This is a genomic window from Bradyrhizobium sp. ORS 86 (assembly GCF_045571475.1).
Lineage (GTDB): Bacteria > Pseudomonadota > Alphaproteobacteria > Rhizobiales > Xanthobacteraceae > Bradyrhizobium.
This window is the reverse complement of sequence record NZ_CP120699.1, coordinates 4019165-4039392: the sequence shown is the minus strand read 5'-3', so window position 1 is coordinate 4039392 and position 20228 is coordinate 4019165. Positions and strand designations below refer to the sequence as shown.

At 64.2% G+C, this 20228-nt stretch carries 17 protein-coding genes and 1 tRNA gene; 14 read left to right on the top strand and 4 right to left on the bottom strand.

All coding sequences use genetic code 11. The features are described from left to right. Positions 1–15: 15 nt before the first annotated feature. The 6 genes from P6U25_RS18615 (at position 16) to P6U25_RS18590 (ending at position 6889) form a co-directional block, all read left to right on the top strand. Positions 16–90: transfer RNA gene (locus P6U25_RS18615), tRNA-Asn, on the top strand. Between the two features lie 137 nt (positions 91–227). Beyond that, a complete protein-coding gene (locus P6U25_RS18610; RefSeq protein WP_407146210.1) occupies positions 228–407 on the top strand; it encodes a hypothetical protein in 180 nt (59 codons plus the stop codon). Positions 408–541: 134 nt separating this feature from the next. Beyond that, the gene (locus tag P6U25_RS18605) at positions 542–1207 is read left to right on the top strand and encodes a protein-L-isoaspartate O-methyltransferase family protein (protein WP_407146209.1); all 666 of its coding nucleotides are present in this window, start codon (positions 542–544) and stop codon (positions 1205–1207) included. A 225-nt stretch (positions 1208–1432) separates the two neighbouring features. After that, complete coding sequence (locus P6U25_RS18600; RefSeq protein ID WP_407152555.1) at positions 1433–2836, top strand: TolC family outer membrane protein; 1404 nt, start codon at positions 1433–1435, stop codon at positions 2834–2836. Between the two features lie 312 nt (positions 2837–3148). Continuing rightward, entirely contained in the window at positions 3149–3886 is a 738-nt protein-coding gene (locus tag P6U25_RS18595; protein WP_407146208.1) for a PopZ family protein, read from the top strand. 135 nt (positions 3887–4021) lie between these two features. Continuing rightward, the gene (locus P6U25_RS18590; protein ID WP_407146207.1) at positions 4022–6889 is read left to right on the top strand and encodes a valine--tRNA ligase; all 2868 of its coding nucleotides are present in this window, start codon (positions 4022–4024) and stop codon (positions 6887–6889) included. Positions 6890–6910: 21 nt separating this feature from the next. Here P6U25_RS18590 and P6U25_RS18585 read toward each other — a convergent pair whose 3' ends face one another. Continuing rightward, a complete protein-coding gene (locus tag P6U25_RS18585) occupies positions 6911–7516 on the bottom strand; it encodes a DNA-3-methyladenine glycosylase (RefSeq protein WP_407146206.1) in 606 nt (201 codons plus the stop codon). 134 nt (positions 7517–7650) lie between these two features. On the opposite strand from P6U25_RS18585, the gene lipA reads away from it, so the two are divergent. The 3 genes from lipA (at position 7651) to P6U25_RS18570 (ending at position 9832) form a co-directional block, all read left to right on the top strand. After that, the gene (lipA, locus tag P6U25_RS18580) at positions 7651–8610 is read left to right on the top strand and encodes a lipoyl synthase (RefSeq protein ID WP_407146205.1); all 960 of its coding nucleotides are present in this window, start codon (positions 7651–7653) and stop codon (positions 8608–8610) included. Between the two features lie 215 nt (positions 8611–8825). After that, complete coding sequence (locus tag P6U25_RS18575; RefSeq protein WP_407146204.1) at positions 8826–9365, top strand: DNA topology modulation protein; 540 nt, start codon at positions 8826–8828, stop codon at positions 9363–9365. After that, on the top strand, positions 9365–9832 hold the full coding sequence (locus tag P6U25_RS18570) for a type II toxin-antitoxin system RatA family toxin (protein ID WP_407146203.1): 468 nt from the start codon (positions 9365–9367) through the stop codon (positions 9830–9832). Before P6U25_RS18575 ends, P6U25_RS18570 begins: the two co-directional genes overlap by 1 nt. A gap of 96 nt (positions 9833–9928) precedes the next feature. Here the strand turns inward: P6U25_RS18570 and P6U25_RS18565 are convergent, their stop codons facing one another. From P6U25_RS18565 to P6U25_RS18555, 3 genes are all read right to left on the bottom strand, one after another. Further along, the gene (locus tag P6U25_RS18565; RefSeq protein WP_407146202.1) at positions 9929–10315 is read right to left on the bottom strand and encodes a BA14K family protein; all 387 of its coding nucleotides are present in this window, start codon (positions 10313–10315) and stop codon (positions 9929–9931) included. Between the two features lie 155 nt (positions 10316–10470). Beyond that, positions 10471–11070, bottom strand: coding sequence for a CinA family protein (locus P6U25_RS18560; protein WP_407146201.1), 600 nt, complete (start codon positions 11068–11070; stop codon positions 10471–10473). 1 nt (position 11071) lies between these two features. Next, entirely contained in the window at positions 11072–12268 is a 1197-nt protein-coding gene (locus P6U25_RS18555) for a bifunctional 2-C-methyl-D-erythritol 4-phosphate cytidylyltransferase/2-C-methyl-D-erythritol 2,4-cyclodiphosphate synthase (RefSeq protein WP_407146200.1), read from the bottom strand. A 289-nt stretch (positions 12269–12557) separates the two neighbouring features. Here P6U25_RS18555 and dusB point away from each other — a divergent pair, with 289 nt between their 5' ends. From dusB to P6U25_RS18530, 5 genes are all read left to right on the top strand, one after another. Beyond that, positions 12558–13559, top strand: a complete 1002-nt coding sequence (gene dusB / locus P6U25_RS18550; RefSeq protein ID WP_407152554.1) for a tRNA dihydrouridine synthase DusB — start codon at positions 12558–12560, stop codon at positions 13557–13559. Continuing rightward, a complete protein-coding gene (locus tag P6U25_RS18545) occupies positions 13556–14731 on the top strand; it encodes a two-component system sensor histidine kinase NtrB (RefSeq protein WP_407146199.1) in 1176 nt (391 codons plus the stop codon). Before dusB ends, P6U25_RS18545 begins: the two co-directional genes overlap by 4 nt. A gap of 9 nt (positions 14732–14740) precedes the next feature. Continuing rightward, entirely contained in the window at positions 14741–16183 is a 1443-nt protein-coding gene (ntrC, locus tag P6U25_RS18540; protein WP_407146198.1) for a nitrogen regulation protein NR(I), read from the top strand. A 192-nt stretch (positions 16184–16375) separates the two neighbouring features. Continuing rightward, positions 16376–18742, top strand: coding sequence for an ATP-binding protein (locus tag P6U25_RS18535; RefSeq protein ID WP_407146197.1), 2367 nt, complete (start codon positions 16376–16378; stop codon positions 18740–18742). Between the two features lie 17 nt (positions 18743–18759). Then, entirely contained in the window at positions 18760–20133 is a 1374-nt protein-coding gene (locus P6U25_RS18530; protein WP_407146196.1) for a sigma-54-dependent transcriptional regulator, read from the top strand. The last annotated feature ends 95 nt before the right edge of the window (positions 20134–20228 follow it).

Below are 20228 nucleotides of genomic sequence, written 5' to 3'. Positions count from 1 at the left end.
CAGATGTTCGCCCATTCCTCGGTAGCTCAGCGGTAGAGCATTCGACTGTTAATCGAATGGTCGCTGGTTCGAATCCAGCCCGGGGAGCCAGCTCTGGCCCCACCGACAAAGTCCGGATCATCGTTCACAAGCCTGTGGCTCGCCGCGGGTGGGCTCAATTGGCCGTCAAATCGACTTAATGGCTATCGAACGTTCCTCTCGCCGGGTTCTGAGAGGTGATTTTTTCCATGTCCGAGATACTGATCGACCTGTCGATGCTGCAGCCGACGCTCGTTCCCGGTGATGTTCCCGACATCAGCGATGATGAGTGCCTGCGCCGGCTGGCGAAGGCCGTCGAGGCGCATGATTCGGAACATCTCGATGAGGTGGCCCGCCTGATTGGCCGGCTGGCCGTCACCATCGAATAGGGGAGCGCCGCGAGCGTCCTGCGGCGCCGTTGCGCGCGTCAACGGCGTGTTGCGTTTTGGCGGAGCTTGTTCCACAAGGTGCCCTGTTCTAGCTCCTCCAGCGGCACTGCCGCGTGATTTGCAGGGTTCCGTCAATGTCCGGTTTTTCGGCCGCGCGCCAGTATATGGTCGATGGTCAGGTGCGTCCGAGCGACGTCACCGATGAGCGAATCCTCGATGCCATGTTGACGGTGCCGCGCGAGGTTTTCGTTCCGGCCGACAGGCAGGCGCTGGCCTATCTGGACCTCGACTTGGACGTCGCTGAGAAGGGGGCGGGCCAGCGCTGCCTGATCAAGCCCGCGCTGCTCGCCAAGATGCTCCAGGCGACTGACATCAAGAACACCGATCGTGTGCTGATCGTCGGCTGCGCGACCGGCTATGCCGCCGCGTTGGTGGCGCGCTTCGCCGCCGAGGTGATCGCAACCGAAAGCGATCCGGCCCTTACGGCGAAGGCGACCGCGGCGCTGGCTCAGCTTGGCGCCCAGAATGTCACCGTGAGGACTGCCGCCGCGGCCGATGGAGATGCTGCCGGTGCGCCGTTCGACGTGATCGTCCTGAACGGCGCGACCGAAATTATCCCGACCGGGCTCTATGCCCAGCTCAAGGAAGGCGGCCGTCTGGTTGGGGTCTTCGCCCCGTCGCAGCCGCCCCGAGTCAGCCTCGTGACCCACTTCAACAAGGACTACGGCCATCGCGAATTGTTCGACGGCACGGCTCCGGTTTTGCCGGGGCTTGAACGGCTTCCTGCCTTCGTCTTCTGAGCGCCCCCACCCGCTACCGCAGTGCAGCACCTGATAAAATCCCATTCTGAATCAGAAGTGTGGCCCGTTTGCCCCACGTGAAGAGTTTCCACCGCTTTACATTGCGGAGGAGTTCCGTTGCTCTTAGCTGCGGACTAAGGTGAGGCGGGACTCACTTCGTCTGAAGCGACGCTAGGCTCATGGGCATGATGGGTCGGCGACTACAAAATGAATGGAATGTTGGGGATGCGAGGGGTGAAGATTGTCACCACGGCTGCGGTTGCGGTCCTTCTGTTGGCGGAGTTGGGCCCGGTGCCCGCCTTGGCCGACACAATCGAGGCCGCGCTGGTGCGGGCCTACCAAAACAATCCCCAGCTCAACGCGCAGCGCGCGTTGGTCCGAGCTACCGACGAGAACGTGCCACAGGCGCTCTCGGGTTACCGCCCGAAGGTCGCGCTGACGGCGAGTGCAGGCAGCCAATATACTGACTCCCAATCGACAACCGGCGGTGACGCGACGCATCTCGTCAAGTCCGACTTTAGGGGCTTCAACGCTCCACGCAGCGCAGGTATCACGCTCAATCAGTCGCTGTTCAATGCGCAGACCGCGCCCCGGGTGCGTGCCGCGGAAAGCCAGGTGTCGTCGGCGCGCGAGGGTTTGCGCGTGCTTGAGCAGACCGTGATGCTGCAGGCCGCCACGATCTATATGGACTATCTTCGCGATTCCGCGATCGTCGAGGTCCAGCGCAGCAACACGCGCGTGCTCGAGCAGACGCTGAAGCAGACCCAGGATCGCTTCAACGTGGGTGAGGTGACGCGGACCGACGTCGCGCAATCCGAAGCGCAGCTCGCGGCCGGTCGAACCCAGCAGCTCACTGCGGAATCGAACCTCACCACGACGCGATCGAATTTCCGCCGGATCATCGGCAACGAGCCGGAGAATCTCGCGCCGGGGTCGCCGGTCGATCGTTTCTTGCCGTCGACGCTGGCCGCGGCCGTTGAACTGGGTCTGACCCAGAACCCGAACGTGACCGCGGCGATGTACGGCGTCGATGTCAACTTCCTGCAGGTCAAGGTCAACGAAGGCGCGCTGTACCCGACGCTCGCGCTGCAGGCTTCGGTGAACCAGGCCTACGAGCAGACGCTGCAGATCTATCGTTCGTTCGGCGCCTCGGCCAACGTTCAATTGCAGGTGCCGATCTACCAGGGTGGCTCCGAATATTCGCTGATCCGGCAGTCCAAGGAATCGCTGGCGCAGCAGCGCCAAGTTTTGGAGCAGACCCGGAATCAGGCACGCGCCGATGTCGTCACCGCGTGGGGCCAGTTGCTTGCCGGCAAGTCGCAGGTGGCGTCGGCGCAAGCGCAGGTGACTGCGTCGGAAATCGCTCTGAACGGCGTGCGCGAGGAGGCCAAGGCTGGCCAGCGCACCACGCTCGACGTGTTGAACGCGCAGCAGGCCCTCGTCAACGCCCGCAATGCGCTGGTGACCGCGCAGCACGATCGCGTCGTCGCCTCCTACAACGTGCTGAACGCGATCGGTCGTCTGTCACCGCAAGTGATGGGCCTCAAGACCAATGTCTATGATCCCAGCGTGCACTACCATCAGGTGCGCGATAGCTGGGCCGGCGTCCGCACGCCCGACGGCCGCTAACCGCCACACCAACATCGCCTGACGCGCTTAGCTTGTGGTTCTGAGTCAATCAGGACCACAAGCGGGCGCGTTTGCTTGCATTCGATAAATGCCCTGACATACCGTTTCGTTGGGCAGCAAGGCGATTCGCGGCGCGGTCACCCCTACGGTGGCCGACAGCTCGTGTCTTGGGCGACACGAGCTTGCGCGAAGCCGTAGGCGGGCTTGATCTGGGGACAAGTCGGGCGTGAGCGACGAAAATCTCGGCCTGCAAAATCGGAACCGGCGAATCCTCCCGGCTTGATGTAAAATGGTTTCGATGTGGAGTCGTCGATGACGCAACCTGCGAAGGTCCAAGAGCCCTCGATGGAGGAGATTCTGGCGTCGATCCGTCGCATCATTGCCGACGACGAGGCGAAGCCGGCCACCGCCGACAAACCCGCTGCTGTCGAGAAGGTGGCGGCCGCGGCGCCACCGCCTAAGGTCGAGCCGCCACCGCAGGCTAAACCCGCAATGAAGAGCCCTCCGCCAGCGCCACCATCCGCCGCGAAGGTTGCCGTGCCGAGCCCAAAGCCAGCGCCGGCTGCGCCGGCGGCGAGCAACAGCCAGGACGATATCGATTCTCTGTTGGCCAGCCTCGATGAGGCGACGCCGCCGTCCGAGATCCGGCCACCGCAACCGGATGGCGACGTGTTCGAACTCACCGACGAGATGGCGCTGCCGGATCCGACGCCCGCTCCGGAAGCAGCCGCGTCGTTCCACAAGGTCGAGCCGCAGGACGACGTCGAATTCGCGGAAGCCTCCGCGCGCATGCGGCCGGCGGCTCATGAGCCGCCGCCGATCGACACCGCGTCGATGCAGCCTATCCTGTCGGGAACCACGATGCGGGCGGTCGAATCCGCCTTCAATTCCCTGGCCAATACCGTACTCAGCAACAATGCGCGAACGCTAGAGGACCTGGTCAAGGAGATGCTGCGGCCGATGCTCAAAGCCTGGCTGGACGACAACTTGCCGGGGCTGGTCGAGCGCATCGTCAAGGCCGAAATCGAGCGGGTATCTCGCGGACGGTAGGCCTGGTCCGCGGGCCTTGCGGACCTCATTCAGCCACCCAAAGTTCGCCTAATCGTCGTTTCTGCGCGCAGGTCCGGTTGACTTGGTGCGTTGGGGCGGCTTTCTAGCCGTTTCCATGGTCGAAACCGCATTGTCATGATCGAGAAAAACTACCAGCCCGCCGATATCGAGCGCCGGATGTCCCGGATTTGGGAGGAGAGCGGTGCGTTCAAAGCCGGACGGCCCGAACGCAAGGACGCCACGCCCTTCACCATCGTGATCCCGCCGCCGAACGTGACCGGCTCGCTGCACATGGGGCACGCGCTCAACAACACGCTACAGGACATCCTGTGCCGTTTCGAGCGGATGCGTGGCCGCGACGTGCTGTGGCAGCCTGGAACCGACCATGCCGGCATCGCGACCCAGATGGTGGTCGAGCGGCAATTGATGGAACGCCAGGAGCCGGGCCGACGCGAGATGGGCCGCGCCAAATTTCTTGAACGGGTCTGGCAGTGGAAAGCCGAGAGCGGCGGCACCATCGTCAATCAGCTCAAACGCCTGGGCGCCTCCTGCGATTGGTCGCGCGAGCGCTTCACGATGGACGAGGGGCTGTCGCGTGCAGTCGTCAAGGTGTTCGTCGAATTGCACCGCCAGGGGCTGATCTACAAGGACAAGCGGCTGGTCAATTGGGACCCCAAGCTGCTGACCGCGATCTCCGATCTCGAAGTGCAGCAGGTCGAGGTCAAGGGCAGCCTCTGGTATCTGCGCTATCCGATCGAGGGGCGGACGTTCAGCCCTGATGATCCCAAGTCGTTCATCGTGGTCGCAACCACGCGTCCCGAAACCATGCTCGGCGACACCGCGGTCGCGGTGCATCCGGACGATGAGCGCTACACGGATCTGGTCGGCCAGCACGTCATTTTGCCGCTGGTCGGGCGCAAGATTCCGATCGTCGCCGACGACTATTCCGATCCGGAGAAGGGCTCTGGCGCGGTCAAGGTGACGCCAGCGCACGACTTCAACGATTTCGAGATCGGCAAGCGTCACGGCCTGCCGCAGATCAGCGTCCTCGACCAGGAGGGCAGTCTCAACTTGGTCGGCAACGAGGACTATCTGCGTGGCCTGCCAGAGGGCGCTTCGGATTTCGCGGAAGAGTTTCATCAGATCGAGCGCTTCGCCGCGCGCAAAAAGATCGTGACCCGGCTGGACGAATTTGGTTTCCTCGAACGGATCGAGCCGAACACCCACATGGTGCCGCACGGCGACCGCTCCGGCGTCGTGATCGAGCCTTATCTGACCGACCAGTGGTATGTCGATGCCAAGACGATGGCGCAGCCGGCGATGGCGGCAGTGCGTTCGGGCGAAACCACTTTCGTGCCGAAGAACTGGGAGAAGACTTATTTCGAGTGGATGGAGAACATTCAGCCTTGGTGCATCTCGCGCCAGCTCTGGTGGGGCCATCAGATTCCCGCCTGGTATGGCCCTGACGGCAAGGCGTTCGTCGCGGAGACCGAGGAAGAGGCTGTCGGCAACGCGCTCGGCTACTATGTCGAGCAGGAGGTCATTACGCCGGAGCAGGGCCACGAAATGGCGCTCGACCCCGCCAAGCGTGAGGGCTTCATCACCCGCGACGAAGACGTGCTCGACACCTGGTTCTCGTCAGCACTATGGCCGTTCTCGACGCTGGGCTGGCCGGATGACACGGCGGAGGTGAAGCGCTACTACCCGACCAACGCGCTGGTCACGGGGTTCGACATCATCTTCTTCTGGGTCGCGCGGATGATGATGATGGGGCTTCACTTCATGAAGGAGGCGCCGTTCTCGACTGTTTACATCCACCGTCTCGTCCGCGACGAGAAGGGCGCCAAGATGTCGAAGTCGAAGGGCAACGTCATCGATCCGCTCGGTGTGATCGACGAATACGGCGCCGACGCGCTGCGTTTTGCACTGACGCGCGAGGCTGCCCAGGGCCACGACATTCGCCTGTCGCCGCATCTGGTCGAGACCAACCGCAACTTCGCGACCAAGTTCTGGAACGCCTGCCGCTTCGCCGAGATGAACGAGTGCGTGAAGCCGGACGGCTTCGATGCGAAGGGCGCCAGGGAAACCCTGAACCGCTGGATCGCGCACGAGACCTCGCGCGTCACTCGCGAGGTGACCGAGGCGATCCGGGGCTATCGCTTCAACGACGCGGCCGGCGCCATCTACCGCTTCGTGTGGAATGTGTTCTGCGATTGGTATCTCGAGTTGGCCAAGCCCGTGCTGATGGGCGAGGAGGGCGCGGCAAAGGCCGAGACGCGCGCCATGATCGCCTGGACACGCGATGAGATCCTGAAGCTGTTGCATCCGTTCATGCCGTTCATCACCGAAGAGCTGTGGGCCGTGACGGCCAAGCGTGATGGCTTGCTGGCGCTCGCAACATGGCCGCGCAAGGCGACGGCGCTGAGCGGCGAAGATCTGGCTGCGATGGCAATGACCGGGCCGAATGGCGAGGTCATTCCGCCGGTCATTGCGACACTCGACGCCGATGATTTCAGCGATCCCGCGGCGGAGGTCGAGATCGGCTGGGTGGTCGACCTCGTCACCGCGATGCGCTCGGTGAAGGCAGAGATGAACATCCCGCCGTCGACGCTGACACCGCTGGTGATATCGGGAGCCTCAAACGAGACGCGCGATCGCGCGCACCGCTGGAACGATACCATCAAGCGCCTGGCGCGGCTCTCCGATATCTCGTTTGCCGATCGTCCACCGGAAGGCGCGGTGCAGCTTCTCGTCCGCGGCGACGTGGTGGCGCTGCCGCTCAAGGGCGTCATCGATCTGGTCGCCGAGCAGGCGCGTCTGCAAAAGGAGCTCGGCAAGGCCGACGCCGACATCAAACGCGTCGACGCCAAACTCTCCAACGAGAAATTCGTCGCCAACGCGCCGGAAGAACTCGTCGAGGAGGAGAAGGAGAAGCGCGAGGCTGCACGCGAGCGCAAGGCCAAGATCCTCGAAGCGCTCGAACGCCTGAAGCGAGCCTCATAAGCGCCACGCACGCCGTGGCGCTTAAAATCGCTTGCTGAGGAACTTGGATTCCTTGACCCCGTAGCGCCAGGGCAGGTCGACTGCCTTGGTGATCCCGATTCGCACGCCTGAGACGATCTCTGGCGTGCCGGTGCGGGCATGGAGCGCAATCGGAGCCCGGTCGAGCGGCAATTCACTGTGCGCGATGGTGATACCTAGCGCTTCACAGAGCTTGCCAGGCCCGGAGCACAGGGTGCGAACGTCATCCAAACCGCGTCGGCGGCGCATCGCTGCGATCCCGTGCGTCGGCTCGAGCGCGCGGATCAGCACGGCGCTGGCGGAGCCGGCCTCCTCGCATACGAAGTTCACGCACCAGTGGATGCCGTAAGAACGATAGACATACGAGAACCCCGGTGGACCGAACATCACCTGATTGCGCGGAGTCGGTCCCCGGTAGGAATGCGCCGCGGGATCGGTGTGGTGATAGGCCTCGACCTCGACAATGATGCCGCCGACGCCGTCGACCAGGAACGTGGCGCCGATCAGGTCGGGCGCGACCTCATGGACGCTGCGATCGAAGAAGGAGCGTTTCAGCGGCTTGCCGAGGCGCGGCGCCCGCGCTTTGCTCGATTGGGGTTTCTGAGCCATTTTCAGGAGGGAATCGGGGGCGGAACAGGCCGGAAGACTGCCAATATATTGCGCGGTCTGCTAGGGTCGCACGTGCCGGGTTGCGAGCCGCGCCAACACGGATTAGCTAAGCTCCTCGCGACTTGCAGGCACCCATGGTCACCATTGTCGACACTATTTCAACCACGCCGGTCCGCCCACGGCACCCCGAAAAGGTGAACCGGCCGGACGCCGTGTCGCCGCCAAAGCCGGACTGGATCCGCGTCCGCGCGCCGAACACGCGCGGCTATGCCGATACGCGCCGGATCGTGAAGGAGAACGGCCTCGTCACGGTCTGTGAGGAGGCCGGCTGCCCGAATATCGGCGAGTGCTGGGACAAGAAGCACGCCACTTTCATGATCATGGGCGATACCTGCACACGGGCGTGCGCGTTCTGCAACGTCAAGACCGGCATGCCAGTCGCGCTCGAGGCCCACGAGCCCGACTACGTTGCCGAAGCAACCTCCAAGCTTGGCCTCGCCCATGTCGTTGTGACCTCGGTTGACCGCGACGATCTGGCCGACGGCGGTGCCGAGCATTTCGCGCAAACCATCCGTGCGATCCGCACACGCTGCCCAACCACCACAATCGAGATTTTGACGCCCGACTTCCTGCGCAAGGATGGCGCGCTGGAGCGCGTGGTCGCGGCAAGGCCCGATGTATTCAATCACAATCTGGAAACGGTGCCGTCGCGCTACCTGACCGTCCGCCCTGGCGCACGCTATTTCCATTCGATCCGGCTGCTGCAGCGGGTCAAGGAAATGGATCCGACAATGTTCACCAAGTCTGGCATCATGGTCGGGCTCGGCGAGGAGCGGCACGAAGTGTTGCAGGTGATGGATGATCTGCGCTCGGCCGACGTCGATTTCCTGACCATCGGCCAATATCTGCAGCCGACACGCAAGCACCACGCAGTGATGCGCTATGTGACGCCGGACGAATTCGCAGGCTATGAGCGTGTCGCCTACACCAAGGGATTCCTGATGGTGTCGGCGAGCCCGCTGACTCGCTCGTCGCACCACGCCGGCGAGGATTTTGCGAAATTGCAGGCGGCGCGTCTGGCCCGCGGCCGCTAGAGATACGACCGCATGATCCGGAGAGGTGCGAAGCGGCTTTCCGAAAGGATCATGCTCAAGCAAAGAGCGAAAGCGCGATGACGGTTCAATTCGATCCCATCGCGCTGTAGACGGCGGAGACATCGTCGCCGCGTTCCATCGTTTCATCGAGCACGATCTATTGGAAGGGCCGGCGCCAACCGGTCCAGATCGTGCTCCAGCCTCGGACTGGACCAATGCAACGTGTTCTGGTGATGGGATCGTCGGGGTCCGGCAAGTCGACCTTCGCGCGTCGGCTATCGGACATCACCGGCATTCCGACGGTATCGATCGATGCGTTGTTCTGGAAGCCGGGCTGGGTCGAATCCGGGAAGGAGGAATTCCAGAGCCGCATGGTCGAGGCCGCGAAGCAACCGCGTTGGATCATGGATGGGAACTATATGACGAGCGGCGCAGGCGAACTGCGGCGGCAGCTTTCGGATACGGTCATCTGGTTCGATCTGCCGCGGTCGGCCTGCATGTTCGGAATCTTCAAGCGGATCGCGGCGAGCTATGGCAAGGTGCGCCCCGAGATGGCGGACGGCTGTCCGGAGAAGATCGATCTTGAATTCTTTCGCTACGTCTGGACCTATCGGCAGCAGCAACGGCCGAAGCTTGTCGCATATTTTCAGGGATTGCGGCCCGATCAAACGCTGGTGTGCTTCACGGATCGTGAGCAGGCGGACGACTATCTGCAAGACCTCGCATTGAAGAAAAAGCGCACGAGTATTCACTGATGCCGCGATTCTCCAGCAAGCGGCGGGTGCACCACGCCGCGCAGCAAATGTTTGATCTGGTTGCCGACGTCGAGCGCTATCCGGAATTCGTGCCGCTGTGCCAGTCGTTGAAGGTGCGCCAGCGCACACCGAATGACGATGGCACCGAGGTCGTGATCGCCGACATGACCGTGTCGTTCAAGCTGGTGCGGGAATCCTTCACGAGCAAGGTGACCCTCGACCCGCCCAACCGGAAGATTCTGGTCGAATATTTGCGCGGCCCGTTCAGCAATCTGGAGAATCGCTGGACCTTCGAGCCAAGGTCCGAAACCGATTGCGATGTCGGCTTCTTCTTGTCCTACGAGTTCAAGAGCCGGATGCTGGCGATGCTGATGGGCTCGATGTTCGATGCCGCATTTTCACGCTTCGCAGCGGCGTTCGAGAAGCGGGCGGACCAGATCTATGGAAAGCCCCAGCTTTCGACCTAGGGGCCGTCTCGTTCTGCTTCGTTTCTTCGTCCCGCAAGGTGAATGCCCGGCGCGCGGCCGGGCATTCCGGAGTCATCTCGTGAGATCGACTGTTGGCTATGGACAGGGGCGCCGTGTGCCGTTGTTGGAGAGATAGGTGCCCGACGCCGGATCGTAGGAGCGGAAGCGCTGCGAGCAATAGGCGTCGTTGTTGGCTTTCGCCTGGCTCGCGGCGATCGCGCCGCCGATGATTGCGCCGGCTGCAAGGCCGCCGATGATCGCCGCGCCGTTTCCGCGGTCGCCGTAATATCCGCCCCGATAGCCGTAATATCCACCGCGATAGCCGTAGCGGGGACCTCCATGCCAGTAACGATACTGCACCTGCTGGACCGACGCCGGCTGATCTTGCAGCGCCGCAGGCGCGAGTGGCGCGGCGAACGAGGGTGCGGCTGAAAGCGCCATGGCCGCCGTCGTCGCGGTCACAAGCATGGTTCGCAGCTTCATTATTGTCTCCTTGTTGGGGCTAGGAATCATGGACGAAGGTGGGCGTGTGATAACAGCCGACAACGTCCCTCGTTCCCCCCGGGCAAGCGTCACTGGGTCGCAGTTGGCGCGCGACAAAACGGCGGGAGTCGCCGCGCACGGGTCATCATGCGCAGCTATCCGCGCGGTAACCGGCGGCGCTTGGCGGCGTGACTGCGCGGTGAGCGGGCAACCCGTGGCCGCAACCGGCTCACGGTCTCGCGGCGTGGCTTGGCGGCCTGCGGGGGCCGCGCCAATTCCATCAACATGCGCAAGGCTTCGACCACCGAGCGCTGCCGCACCGCCGTACGGCCGATCGCACCAAATCGTTGTTCGCGGTGGATGATGCGGCCGTCGCGCGCGGCGACGGCGAAATGAACCAGCCCTACGGGCTTGCCCGGTGTCGCGCCGCCCGGGCCCGCGATGCCGGTGATCGAGACCGCGAGATCGACGCCAGCTTTCTCCAGCGCGCCGATGGCCATTGCAGTCGCGGTTTCCTTGCTGACAGCACCGAACGTTTCGAGCGTCGCCGCCTTGACGCCGAGCATCATGCGTTTGGCCTCGTTGGAATAGGTGACAAAGCCGCGGTCGATCACATCGGAGGAGCCAGGGACATCGGTGAGCGCGCCCGCAACCAGCCCGCCGGTGCAGGATTCGGCGGTCGCGATGGTCAGCTTGCGCATCCGGCACAGGTCGAGCAGCGAGCGGGAGAGGGCACGAGCGTCGCTGCCGCCCATGTTACGCGCTCCAACCTTTGTCGTCCCAAGGTAGGCGGATGGTGGCACTTGCGGTGGCCGCAATGCCTTCCTCGCGGCCGGTGAAGCCGAGCCGCTCACTCGTGGTCGCCTTGACCGCGACGCGCGAGATATGGACGCCGGAAATCTCGGCGATCTTCGCGCGCATCGTATCGCGCAGCGGGCCGATCTTCGGCCGCTCGCAGATCAAGGTCACCTCGAGATTGGCGATGCGTCCGCCGCGCGCGGTGACGCGCTCGACGGCGTATTTTAGGAACTGGTCGGAGGAGGCGCCTTTCCACTTGGCGTCACTCGGCGGGAAGTGCGAGCCGATGTCGCCGTCGGCCAGCGCACCGAGTATCGCGTCGACGAGCGCGTGCAGCCCGACGTCGCCGTCGGAATGGGCAAGGAAGCCTCTGCTGTGCGGGACGCGCACGCCGCAGATCATGACGTGGTCGCCGTCGCCGAACGCGTGCACATCATAACCGGTGCCGGTCCTGATATCGCCAAGCTGGCTCGCCAACCGCGCTTCCTCGCGGACGAAGTCTTCAGGCGTCGTAAGTTTCATGTTGGCAGGATCACCTTCAAATGTCGCAACCGTCAATCCCGCCCATTCCGCAAGCGCCGCGTCGTCAGTGAAATCGCTGCGGCCCTCGCGCGCCGCGCGACGATGCGCCTCCAATATCACGTCGAAACGAAAGGCCTGTGGCGTCTGCGCGATGCGCAAGCGTGCACGCTCCGGCGTCGCCTCGACGTTGCCGGTCTCGCCGGTGAGCTTGATCGTGTCGGTGACGGGGACCACAGGGATCGCAGCACCCGTGCGGCCGGCGGCCGCGATCGCGCGCGAGATCACGGCTGGCGTGACGAAGGGGCGCGCGGCGTCGTGGATCAGGACGATATCCGGCTTCTGGTGAGCGAGTGCCTCGAGCCCCGCATGCACGGAGGCCTGACGGGTGGCTCCGCCGGGGACGGGCGTCTGGTGGCGCAAGCCGGCAACCGCCTCCTGGAAAAGCGCAGCATCGTCGGGATTTACCACGGGCTGTACGGTGAGCACGTCCGAATGCCCGGAGAAAGCCTCCATCGCCCGGTAGATCACGGTCTGACCACCGATCGTGCGGTATTGCTTGGGCCCACCCGCGCCGGCGCGCAGTCCGCGCCCGGCTGCGACAACGATGGCTGCGGTACGCGCGGGCTTCGGCATTTTTGAACCAGTGACAGACGAATCGGGGATGGGGAGAGGGGCGACGGGATCGCCGCGCACAGCCCCTTAGCACGACCAGTGCGCAAGAACAGAGCGTTTCCGGTTTGCTGTGGGAAAAGCAGATTTTGTTGCAGTGCACTTGCGCAAATGGTAGAATTGTCTAAAGTGTAGGCATGAAGCTTGACTGCACAAGATTTGTGCGCACAATATATGAAATCGGCTGCAATGGCGTGGTCGACGAACCGACGAGACGGCCGTGACCGGCGTGCAAAGTGTTTCTCGTAACCCGTTGAAGATAGGCGACATTGCTGTCGCCAACCGGGTTCTCCTCGCGCCGATGTCCGGTGTCACCGATGCACCGTTCCGGCGACTCACCGCTGCGCTTGGCGCCGGGCTTGTGGTGTCCGAGATGACCGCCAGCGACGACTTGGTAAACGGCAAGCCGATGTCCAAGCTGCGCTGCGAGGCAGCCGGGATCGGGCCGCACGTCGTCCAACTCGCCGGCTGCGAGGCTCATTGGATGGCGGAGGGCGCCCGGATCGCCGAGGGCGCTGGCGCCGACATCATCGATATCAACATGGGCTGCCCGGCCCGGCATGTGACCGGTGGCCAATCCGGCTCGGCGCTGATGCGCAATCTCGACCACGCGGTCGCGTTGGTCGAGGCGACGATCTCGGCGGTCAAGGTGCCGGTGACGCTAAAGATGCGGCTCGGCTGGGACGAGCGCTCGCTCAACGCGCCGGAACTGGCGCGCCGCGCCGAGGCCGCCGGCGTGCAGATGATCACGGTGCACGGCCGCACCCGTTGCCAGTTCTACAAGGGCGAGGCTGACTGGAATGCGGTGCGTGCGGTCAAGGATGTCGTCACGATTCCGGTCGTGGTCAACGGCGATATCACCTCGTTCGACAGGGCGGTCACCGCGCTCGAATTGTCGGGCGCCGATGCCGTCATGATTGGCCGTGGCGCGCAGGGCCAACCCTGGCTGCCGGGCCAGATCGGCCGCCGGCTGGAGACCGGCATCGCCGAAGCCGCTCCATCGCTCAGCGAGCAGCTCAAGCACGTCCGTGCGCTCTATGACGAAGTTTGCAGCCATTACGGCGTGCGCATCGGCCTCAGACACGCCCGCAAGCATCTTGGCTGGGCGCTCGAGACCGCGGCCGCCTGCAGCCGCGCGCCGACCGCAACGTTGAAGACCTGGCGGCAGAAGATCCTCACCTCGGACGAACCGTCCAGCGTGCATCGCTCGCTCGAGGATGCCTACGACGATTTTGCTTGGAGTGCCGCCGCATGACGTCGGCCATGGAACAGCGCCGGCCCGTGCCCACCGACGGGGAAGCGATCCTCAATGCGCTGCCCAACCCGGTGCTGCTGGTCGCGCCGGACGGCCGCATCGTCGACGCCAACATCGCAGCAGAAGCTTTCTTCGAGATCTCGACCCAATTTCTGCGTCGGCAGTCGCTGAAGGAGCTGGTGCCATTTGGCAGCCCGCTGCTCGCGCTGATCGAGCAGGTGCGGGCGAGCGGTTCGCCGGTCAATGAATACAAGGTCGATCTCGGGACACCGCGCATCGGCGGCGATCGCCATGTCGATCTGCACGTCGCGCCGCTGACCGAACGGCCCGGCCACATCGTGGTGATGCTGCAGGAGCGCACCATCGCCGACAAGATGGACCGCCAGCTCACGCACCGCAGTGCGGCGCGCTCGGTGATCGCGCTCGCCGCGATGCTCGCGCACGAGATCAAGAACCCGTTGTCGGGCATCCGCGGCGCCGCGCAGCTCCTTGAGCAGCAGGCGTCCTCCGAGGACCGGCTGCTGACGCGGCTGATCTGCGACGAGGCGGACCGCATCGTCACGCTGGTTGACCGCATGGAAGTGTTCGGCGACGAGCGGCCGGTGGCGCGCGGCCCGGTCAACATCCACTCCGTGCTCGACCATGTGAAGCGGCTGGCGCAATCCGGCTTTGCCCGCAACGTCCGCTTCATCGAGGACTATGATCCGTCGCTGCCGCCGGTGCTGGCCAATCAGGACCAGTTGATCCAGGTGTTCCTCAATCTGGTGAAGAACGCCGCCGAAGCCGTCGCCGATCTCGGCGCCGATGCGGAGATTCAGCTCACCACAGCGTTCCGTCCGGGTGTACGATTGTCGGTGCCCGGCAAGAAATCGCGGGTCTCGCTGCCGCTTGAATTCTGCGTCAAGGACAACGGGAGCGGCGTGCCGGAAGACCTGCTGCCGAACCTGTTCGATCCCTTCGTCACCACCAAGCAGACCGGGAGCGGGCTGGGGCTCGCACTGGTCGCCAAGATCATCGGCGATCACGGCGGCATCATCGAATGCGAGTCGCAGCCGCGGAAGACCACATTCCGGGTGCTGATGCCGATGTACAGCGCCGCCAAACAACACGACCAAAGCAACCGCGACGACGTTCCGGGTACGCCGTCGCCTGCCTCTCAGGATGCACGATGAGGAACACCAATGCCCGCAGGTAGCATACTTGTCGCTGACGACGACACCGCCATCCGGACCGTCCTGAACCAGGCGCTCTCGCGCGCCGGCTACGAGGTGCGCCTGACCGGCAATGCCGCCACGCTATGGCGATGGGTCAGCCAGGGCGAGGGCGATCTCGTCATTACCGACGTGGTGATGCCCGACGAGAACGCGTTCGACCTGTTGCCGCGGATCAAGAAGATGCGGCCGAACCTGCCGGTCATCGTGATGAGCGCGCAGAACACCTTCATGACGGCGATCCGCGCCTCGGAGCGCGGTGCGTACGAGTATCTGCCGAAGCCTTTCGACCTGAAGGAGCTGATCACCATCGTCGGCCGCGCGCTCGCCGAGCCGAAGGAGCGGGTGGCCAGCGCCGCCGACGATTCCGAATTCGACTCGATTCCGCTGGTCGGCCGTTCGCCAGCGATGCAGGAAATCTACCGCGTGCTGGCGCGGCTGATGCAAACCGACCTCACCGTGATGATCTCAGGCGAGTCCGGCACCGGCAAGGAGCTGGTTGCCCGCGCGCTGCACGACTACGGCCGGCGCCGCAACGGCCCGTTCGTCGCGGTCAACATGGCGGCGATCCCGCGCGACCTCATCGAGTCCGAATTGTTCGGCCACGAGCGCGGCGCATTCACCGGCGCCAACACCCGCGCCTCCGGCCGCTTCGAGCAGGCCGAAGGCGGCACCCTGTTCCTCGATGAAATCGGCGACATGCCGATGGAGGCGCAGACGCGTCTGCTGCGCGTCCTGCAGCAGGGCGAATACACCACGGTCGGCGGCCGCACCCCGATCAAGACCGATGTGCGCATCGTCGCCGCCTCGAACAAGGATTTGCGCATCCTGATCCAGCAGGGCCTGTTCCGGGAGGATCTGTTCTTCCGCCTCAATGTCGTGCCGCTGCGGCTACCGCCGCTGCGCGAGCGGATCGAGGATCTGCCCGATCTGATCAGGCACTTCTTCGCGCTCGCCGAGAAGGACGGCCTGCCGCCGAAGAAGCTCGACACCCAGGCGCTGGAGCGGCTCAAGCAGCACCGTTGGCCGGGCAATGTCCGCGAGCTGGAAAACCTCGCCCGGCGGCTCGCCGCGCTTTATCCGCAGGACGTCATCACCTCGTCCGTCATCGATGGCGAACTGGCGCCGCCGGCCGTCGCATCGGGGGGTAACACCACCATCGGCGTCGATAATCTCGGCGGTGCCGTCGAGGCCTATCTGTCGTCGCACTTCTCAGGTTTCCCGAACGGGGTACCGCCGCCCGGCCTCTATCACCGCATTCTCAAGGAAATTGAGGTGCCGCTCCTGACCGCCGCGCTGGCAGCCACCCGCGGGAACCAGATCCGGGCGGCCGACCTGCTGGGGCTGAACCGCAATACCCTGCGCAAGAAGATCCGCGACCTGGATATCCAGGTCTATCGGAGCGGGGCTTAGTCACCCGGTCCTTGGGCAAAGGGCGCAATAGGACGGCGGCGGCCTCCGGTCGCGGCCAATACCGGGTCCGCCGGAGCCGCTGTGGACACCCTCAAGCCGACGCCGCGGAAATGTCGTAATTCGGCAACAATGTGGTATGATTGCATCAGTCCGTAACTTCAGCGGACGAGAGCATTCAGCTCATTTGCCGGTATGACCAGCGAAGAAACCACGCCTTCAACGTTAGACGCGTCCCGAACCGAGCCGAAGGGCTTTCCCCTGCGGCGCTGGCTGGCGCCGTTTGCGGCGGTCACGGCCCTGCTGTCAGCATTCCTGACCTTCGTCGTGCTGAGCGGCCTGACCCCGATCGAGCCGACCAAGCACGTGGTCTACTCGTTCCTCCTGATCAACACGGCCATCATCCTGCTGCTCGTCGGGATCATCATCCCCGAGGTCTGGAAGGTGCTCCAGGCCCGGCGGCGAGGCAGGGCGGCGGCCCGGCTGCATGTCCAGATCGTAAGCCTGTTCTCGGTCATCGCGGTGCTGCCGGCGGTCCTGGTCGCTATCATCGCCAACGTTACCCTCGACCGCGGCCTCGACCGGCTGTTTTCCGGGCCAACGCGGGAAGCGATCCAGAACTCGCTCAGCGTCGCCCGCGCCTATACCTACGAGCACGCGCAGCTCATCAACGGCGACATCCTCTCGATGGCCAACGATCTGTCCAATGCGCGGCCGCTCTACGACCAGGACCGGCGGACCTTTCAGGAGTTCCTGACCGTGGGTGCAGCCGGCCGCAACCTGACCGGGGCGATGCTGCTCGACAAGGACGGCAACATCCTTGCCAACGCCGACACCGGAATATCGCAATCCTTCCTGACGCCGCCGAAGGAATTGCTCGACAGCGTCACCGAGAACAAGCCGGAAATATCGGTCTTTCCCGAGGAGAATTACGTGGCGGCGGTGGTGCGCCTGCGCGGCTTCACCGACACGTTTCTGTTCGTCGCGCGGCTGCTCGATCCGCGGGTCATCAGCCAGTTGAAGCAGACCCAGGCCAGCGTCGCCGAATATGCCCAGACCGAATCGCGCCGGCTCGGCATCCAGGTCACCTTCGCGCTGATGTTCGCGGTGATCGCGCTGACCATTTTGATGGCCTCGGTGCTGATCGGACTTAATTTCGCCAACTGGCTGGTTGAGCCGATCCGCAATATCATGAGTGCGGCGAACCAGGTCTCGACCGGCGACCTGCATGTGCAGGTGCCGGTGGTCAAATCCGAGGGCGATCTCGCCCAGCTCGGCCAGACCTTCAACAACATGACGCAGGAGCTGCGCACCCAGCGCGACGAACTGGTCAATGCCAGCGAGCTGATCGACAGCCGCCGCCGCTTCATCGAGGCGGTGCTGTCCTCGGCGAGCGCCGGCATCATCGGCGTCGATGCGTCCGGCAGCATCGGCATCCTTAACCGTTCGGCCGAGAAGCTGATCGGGCACGCCGAGTCCGAGACGCTGGACCATCCGCTGTCCGACGTGTTGCCCGAGCTCGACGACATGATGAAGACCGCGCGCGAAGGCACCCAGCGTCTCGTGCAGGGCCAGATCACCATCAACCGCGACGGTCACGAGCGGAATCTGTCGGTGCGGATCTCGGCCGAAAAGACCAGCCAGGCGCGCGACAGCTACATCATTACGCTCGACGACATCACCGAGTTGGTGTCGGCGCAGCGCACCTCGGCCTGGGGCGATGTTGCTCGCCGCATCGCCCATGAGATCAAGAATCCGCTGACCCCGATCCAGCTCTCCGCCGAGCGCATCCGCCGCAAGTTCGGCAAGACCATCACCGAGGCGAAGGACAAGTCGATCTTCGATCAGTGCACCGACACCATCGTCCGCCAGGTCGACGACATCAGGCGCATGGTCGACGAGTTCTCGCGCTTTGCGCGGATGCCGAAGCCGGTGATGGAAGGCGAAGACGTCGCCGACGTGGTGCGTCAGGCGGTATTCCTGATGCGGGTCGCGCATCCCGATCTGGAGATCGAGGCCGACATCAAGCAGGACCCGCTGCCCGCGCAGTTCGACCGCCGGCTGATCTCGCAGGCGCTGACCAACATCATCAAGAACGCGACCGAAGCGATCGAGCAGGTGCCGCCCGAGGAGCTTGGCAAGGGCCGGATCGACGTCGTCGCCCAGCGCGAGAGCGACGACATTATCATCGACGTCGTCGACAACGGCATCGGGCTACCGAAGGTCGCCCGCGCACGCCTGCTGGAGCCCTATGTCACGACCCGGGCCAAGGGCACCGGTCTCGGGCTCGCAATCGTCGGCCGCGTGCTGGAGGATCATGGCGGTCGCATCGAGCTCAAGGACGCCTCAGATTTCTGCGAGGGCCAGCGCGGCGCCTGGATGCGCCTGCGCTTTGCCGTATCGGGCCAGGCGGCCAAGCCAGAGAACAAAGAGCAGGGACCGGACGCGAGGGCGGCATCGGGCGCGCCGGACGCTGAAAAAAATCCGCCGGGAGAGGCGACCAGTCCCCCGGCAGAAACGACCAACAATGAACCAAAAATCAAAGCCGCGACGGGCGACTGACAAGGCAGGTGTAACTCATGGCTAGCGACATTCTGATTGTCGATGATGAAGCTGATATTCGCGACCTCGTTGCGGGCATCCTGGATGACGAGGGCTTTTCCACGCGCACTGCGCGTGACAGCGATTCGGCGCTTGCCGAGATCGCCAACCGCCGACCCCATCTGGTCTTCCTCGACATCTGGCTGCAGGGCTCCAAGCTCGACGGCCTGCAATTGCTCGAGCAGATCAAGAAGGACAATGCCGATCTGCCAGTGGTGATGATCTCCGGTCACGGCAACATCGAAACCGCGGTCGCCGCGATCAAGCGCGGCGCCTATGACTTCATCGAAAAGCCCTTCAAGTCGGACCGGCTGATCCTGGTCGCGACGCGGGCACTCGAGACTTCGCGGCTCCGCCGGGAGGTGAAGGAGCTCAAGCAGCTCGCGCCGGCGGCGAGCATCCTGACCGGCCGCTCGGCTTGCATGAACCAGCTCCGCCAGACCATCGACCGTGCCGCCAAGGCCAACAGCCGTATCCTGATCGTCGGACCTGCGGGCTCGGGCAAGGAGCTTGCCGCACGCACGCTGCACCACGCATCCGGGCGCGCGGAGGGACCATTCGTGGTCATCAATGCGGCCGCCATCACGCCGGAACGGATGGAGGTCGAGCTGTTCGGGATCGAGGGATCGACGAACGGCGAGCAGCAGCGCAAGCCCGGCGCGCTCGAAGAGGCGCACGGCGGTACGCTGTTCATCGACGAGATCGCCGACATGCCGCGCGAGACCCAGAACAAGATCCTGCGCGTGCTGGTCGACCAGACCTTTCAGCGCCAGGGCGGCACCGGCAAGGTCCACGTCGACGTCCGCATCATCTCCTCCACGGCGCGCAATCTGGAGGAAGAGATCGCGGCCGGCCGCTTCCGAGAAGACCTCTACCACCGGCTATCCGTGGTGCCGATCCGCGTCCCCCCGCTGTCCGAGCGGCGCGAGGACATCCCTGAATTGATCGACTACTTCATGGACCAGATCTCGGCTGCCACCGGCCTGCCGAAGCGGCAGATCGGGCAGGACGCGATGGCGGTGCTGCAATCGCACGTCTGGCCGGGCAACGTCCGGCAACTCCGCAACAACGTCGAGCGGGTGATGATTCTCGCCGGTGGCGGACCGGAGGCAATCATCACCGCCGACATGCTGCCGCAGGATGTCGGCTCGATGGTGCCGGCGATGCCGACCTCCAACAATGGCGAGCACATTATGGGCCTGCCGCTGCGGGAGGCCCGGGAGGTGTTCGAGCGGGACTACCTGATCGCCCAGATCAGCCGCTTCTCCGGGAACATCTCGCGCACCGCGGAGTTTGTCGGCATGGAGCGCTCTGCGCTGCACCGCAAGCTTAAGGCTCTGGGGGTCGGCTGATTCCCAGCGCGCGGGACCAGGCGAAGAAGCGTCCACGCCGCGTGAGGAGCCGCGCTATGCCGGGCTCTACAAGCAAGTCCGGGCGGTTGCCGCGA